The following is a 4806-nucleotide window of genomic DNA, read 5'->3' as shown; positions in this document are numbered from 1 at the left end:
GACCTCAGCACACAGAATTCCTGACACCTCCTCCAAGTGCGGCGCTCGGCAGGCAACGGCCGGCGCCGCCGTGAACGACGGGCCTGGGACGAGGACTAACGTATTGGTGTAAGCAACGCAGGCGCTCCGAACCCAACCAGCGTCGCATTGCTGCGCTCAAAGAACCCATCCCAGAACGTTCTAAGGGCCTCGATGCTCTGTGGCGAACGATACGAGGCAGCAGCACTCCGCGCCCCCTTCGGTTCCGGAACAATCCCAGCGCCCATCACATAGACTGAAGCCCCACCAAAGTCAGCACGCACATTCGCCTTCTCGACTTTGCGCAACTCTTGCGCGGCGTCGATCTGCCGCATACGTTCCTGGCTATAGAAACTCGAGATCGACGAGTTCTCCAGCATGTCCGACACGATTAGCACCGTCTTCTGCTGCGCTGCTGTATCTCGTACCGCCTGGGATACAGCAGCAATGCTTGCCAATACGTCGGAGCGGGCCAACGCTTCGCTGCTGCCCTGCAGGGCTTCCCGCACCGATTCAGCCACCAGCTTCGTGCCATACGCATATTGCGACTTCAGGCATGCATCGAAGTTCTTCAGCGTCTTGACCGCAGTGGCATCGCGCAGCGACTGGTCGACCAGCGGTGCCTCCAGCGTTCCGGCGGCCCGCTGCTGCAAGTAGCGCCCTTGTGCATAGGCCGAGAAGCTGTATACGCGGAATGTTGTGCCCGGCCGCAGCAAGCCCTGCAGATGCCGGCCCAGCTCCGAAACCAGTTTGTCGTCCAGCACCGTGGTCTGGTCGATCATCAGAAACAGCGCGCGCTGCGCCGCTGTCGGCGAGCCGAGCTGATTGGCGACGTAGCAGCTGGGTATTTCCGGTGCGGCGAACGCGGGCCCGCAGAGCATTGTGGTGGCCACAGCCAACCACGCTGCGCAGCGCTTGCCGAAACCGGAGGCTCGCCAGTCTGACACGGGCCGGCCGACAGGCGTACTTGCCATATCAGAGCAGGGCTTCCAGGCGCGCACGTTCAGCCTCCTTGTCTTGTTCTTCCTCGGCCTTGCGGGCTTGTTCCGCGGCAAGCCGCGCTGCTTCCTGCGCTGCCTTGCGCTCGGCAAGCTGCGCCGTGACGTCATTGCGCACACTGTCCGGCAGGCTCTGCAGCAGTGCAACGGCATCCGCCTTTCGGCCGGCAGCCGTCATCGCATCGATACGCGCAAGCACGCTCGCGGTGTCGGTCGCGGGCAGGCTCTCCACAGCCGGGGCGATGTCTGCCTGCGAAACATTGCGGGCAGCCGCTACGCGCGTGCGCGACTCCCTCGCCTCCATCAGGTAGTCGTCAAAGGCGTGTTCCAGCCGGAGCCCGTCATTGGCGCGCCGTTCGCTCATCTTTTGCTGCAGGGTCTGCAGCTTCGACTGAGCCACCTGCATCAGCGGCGTAAAGAAGGCTAGGTAGTCGTCATAGGTAGAGAACCCACGCGTACCGCGATAAGCGGCCTTGCTTTCCTTCCCGGCGAACCCCCACTTGTAGCCGCCGGCAATACCGACCAGCTGCGTGATGGCAAAGATGAACGCCAGCATCAGGAAGGCCGCGAGGCCTTCATCGGCATAGGCGGCGTGGCCGTCGGCCTTGGCCTTGTCGTCTGCCTTCTGTTGCTCCTGGGCAAGCTCCGCGGGCAGCGCCTGGCCAAGCTTGTCAAACGGATTGCCGGCACCTGGCCCTTCCGCAACCAACGCGGTTTGTGCAGTACGCTCCGTCTCCAGGTGCTTGACGCGCATCACTGTCGAAACGATCGACACAAACACGATAATGACCACCGCCACCCCCACCATGAAATAGCTGCGGCTGGTTCCGACACGATTCACGCTTTGCTTGTACTCGGGCTCAGCGTCATCCTTGTCTTGCGGGTCATTCAGCTTGATGTTGTGGCTGGCAAACTTGCCCGGCTGCCCCTCGCCGCGCCACTCCGAGTCCGCCTTGGCGATCAGGTTGCTGCGATAGAGCTGGTGGCCGGCACTGTGCATCACGAACACGAAGATGACGCACAGTACGAACACGATTGCCCACATCAGCAACTGGCGCGCGTTTTCGCTGCCGCCTTCGCCTGCCATCCACGTGCCCAGCATGTATGAGAAGCCCAGGCCTTCGGCAAGCACCAGCACGCAAAGCAGACCCATCATCCATCCTGGCGTCGGCGAGCGCCCCAGGTCGTGCGCCTTGGAAAGATAGGTTAGCCGCTTGTTGAACTCGTCCTCAGTGGTGAAATGGATGAACTGCTTGTAGTCATCGCACAGCGTGCGCTCGGACAACGTCCAGGACTTGTCTTTGGCAAAGCGTGTGGTGTCGCGGGACAGCCGTGCGATCTTGCCGATCAACGGCAAGCTGTACCAAAGGTTCATCAATGCAAAGTCGATCCGAAACTTGTTGCCGAGATACACAATCAGCAACACGGCAAGCGCGAGCGCAGAATTCAGCGCCGCAAGGTTCTCGTTGATCCAGTGACTCATCGTATTATTCTTTTCTCGTTGTTGATCAGATCTTGCCGCCGCCTGCCATCCGCGGGCTGAATGCAGCAGAGTAGCTATTGCCGTCCTTGTCGTAGCGCAGCCACGACCCCCGCGCCTGGTCCGGGGTGGCGTGCGGGATCACGATGTCGAGGCATTGCAGCGGCGCCTTGTTGACAAAGACGCGGTAGAGCAGGCCCTTGTCGCCACGATAGGTATTCACCTGTGCCTCGGTGCGCAAGTCGGCGACCTGCCCGGCATCGTGGTAGTCGCGATATACAAGCACTTCAGGGCGGCGCGCCGGCGCACCGCCATCGCGCAACACCGCTACACCTTTCAGTGCCACGAGATGGCCGTTGACGGTATCGGTCCAGATTGTGTTGTACAGGCCAGGCATGTAATCGGCTGTCCGATAGGCCTTGTCGTCGCTTAGCGATTTCACGGCACGCGCCTCACGCGGCCGGTCCTGGTCGCAACGGGCCAGCGGCGTGTCCGCTACAGCGGACGAGATCAAGGCAAAGCCGGTGGGCCGATCAAGCTTGCCGAGATCCGGCACCATCACGCTGCGCGCCGAAGGCGTGCCACCGAAGTCGATCGACGGGGCGCTGACGGTACGTGTCTGTGTCACGGTGCGTTGCTTCTGCGCCGGGGCAGGCGAGGCAGCAGCGGAAGCGGACGTGACGGGTCGGTCGCCAGCCGGTACCTTCACTGCATCGCTGCGCGCGTCGCTTTGGCGCGCCGACGCTGCGGAAGCCGTACGCACGGGCGACTGTTTTTTAGGCCGGTCACCGGCACGGGCGGTCGTTGCCGATTTCTTCTGCGCGGCGCCATTCGCCTCACCGCTGTCCCTGCCGGATTGCGTCCTGTCAGCGGCAGACTCGCGATAGAACGCCACGTTGGGTCTGCGAGCGGCAAGATACTTTGCAAAGGCCGATTCGTCGGTCACATCCACGATCTCGACGCGACGATTCTTCGCCCGCCCCGTCTCGTCGCGGTTGTCCGCCAGCGGCATCGTTTCACCCGCGCCCTGATAGTAGAGCTGCGACTCCGTCACGCCCGCATCGCGGAACAGTGCAGCGACGGCACGCGCACGCTGCTCCGACAGCTCTGCGTTCAGCCTGGAGCTGCCTGTATCGTCGGTATGCCCGATCAGCAGGATGCGCCGCGACTTCAGTGCCTCAACGGCCTGCCGTTCTTGCGCCGTGGATTTCGGGCCAAGCATCCTGGCCTGCGCCGCATAAGCGTACTGCTGGGCGATCTCCGTGAAGGCGACACGGGCGTCCGGCGCCAACACGCTGGATCCGGAAGCAAACTGAGAACTGCCGCCAGTGCCAGCGTCTCGTACCGACACAGACATGCCGAGGCCGCCCTGTTCGCGGTCGCGTGTTGCAGGCGCCAACGCACTGCCGTCCGCGGCGATGTCGACCACAGTGACATCCAACCCGTGCTTCTTTGCAATGCGCGACAACTCGCAACGGCGGCGGTCCATGTCCGCCCCGATCAGCCCGCCAAGCGCCGCACCCACACCCGCGCCGAGCAGCGTACCGACCTTCTTGTTGCTAGACACGACATTGCCCAGGACCGCGCCGGCGATGACACCCGCCGCGATCCCGATATTGCGGGCATTGTTTGAGCAAGGATCGTCACTGGCGAACGTTTCCTTCAGATACGCGCCTGGAGCGGTGGCACATCCGGTGACCATCGAACATGCAACCGCAAGGCTGGTCCATCGCCACACGCCGCTTGCAGCAGGCCTCGCTGCCTTCCCTATTGCGCGTCGTGACGCGCCGACCGTTGTCTTATTCTCGTTGTGCATCGACCTGTGTTTCCTGAAGCGCCCGGCCATGTCCAACGACAGGCGCAATGGCACGCCACACCAGTATCGGCAGCGATTGCGGAAACTTTAGGGGCGGATGCACCTGCGAACGCGACGGGTGCGTTATCCGAGAACATGGGAAGGGCGGTGACCCGGCGGCCAATGGTAGTGATCGGCCTGGCTTGTGCCAACCCTCCTCGGGCCATGCTTCGGTGGGGTTGGAATGAACTCAATGCGAAGCCTATGTGGGATCCAATTGCTGGGGCTCACTCCATGCAGGCACGGCTTCGCTCTACTTGGTGATATATGCGGTGGTCTGAGTTTTCAGTCGAACGCGATGAGCCACTCATAGACCGTAAGCATCGCCATGGCGAGAAGTGGTGCAACACATAGCCAACGAAGCGTCTCGACGCGTAGCGCAACCAGATTCCCATTATCGCGAGGCAGCAGGCAGCTAGCGCAAGTGGAGGTGTCAGGAATTCTGTGTGCTGAGG

The 4806-nt window shown here is 62.3% G+C and carries 3 protein-coding genes; all 3 read right to left on the bottom strand.

The genetic code is table 11. The annotated features are described in order from the left end of the window. Window positions 1-95 precede the first annotated feature (95 nt). From CF68_RS34660 to CF68_RS34650, 3 genes are read right to left on the bottom strand one after another with little or no spacing between them, the layout of a single operon-like run. Window positions 96-1019 (bottom strand): hypothetical protein, encoded by a 924-nt coding sequence (locus CF68_RS34660; RefSeq protein WP_235205994.1) that lies wholly within the window; start codon window positions 1017-1019, stop codon window positions 96-98. Continuing rightward, window positions 994-2499, bottom strand: a complete 1506-nt coding sequence (locus CF68_RS34655) for a hypothetical protein (protein ID WP_035828071.1) — start codon at window positions 2497-2499, stop codon at window positions 994-996. Before CF68_RS34655 ends, CF68_RS34660 begins: the two co-directional genes overlap by 26 nt. A 25-nt stretch (window positions 2500-2524) precedes the next feature. Then, window positions 2525-4198 (bottom strand): OmpA family protein, encoded by a 1674-nt coding sequence (locus tag CF68_RS34650; protein ID WP_235205993.1) that lies wholly within the window; start codon window positions 4196-4198, stop codon window positions 2525-2527. Window positions 4199-4806: the final 608 nt, after the last annotated feature.

Source organism: Cupriavidus sp. SK-4 (genome assembly GCF_000611125.1).
GTDB lineage: Bacteria > Pseudomonadota > Gammaproteobacteria > Burkholderiales > Burkholderiaceae > Cupriavidus > Cupriavidus necator.
Note: the sequence above shows the minus strand (reverse complement) of the source record. Positions and strands in the feature narration are given on the sequence as shown.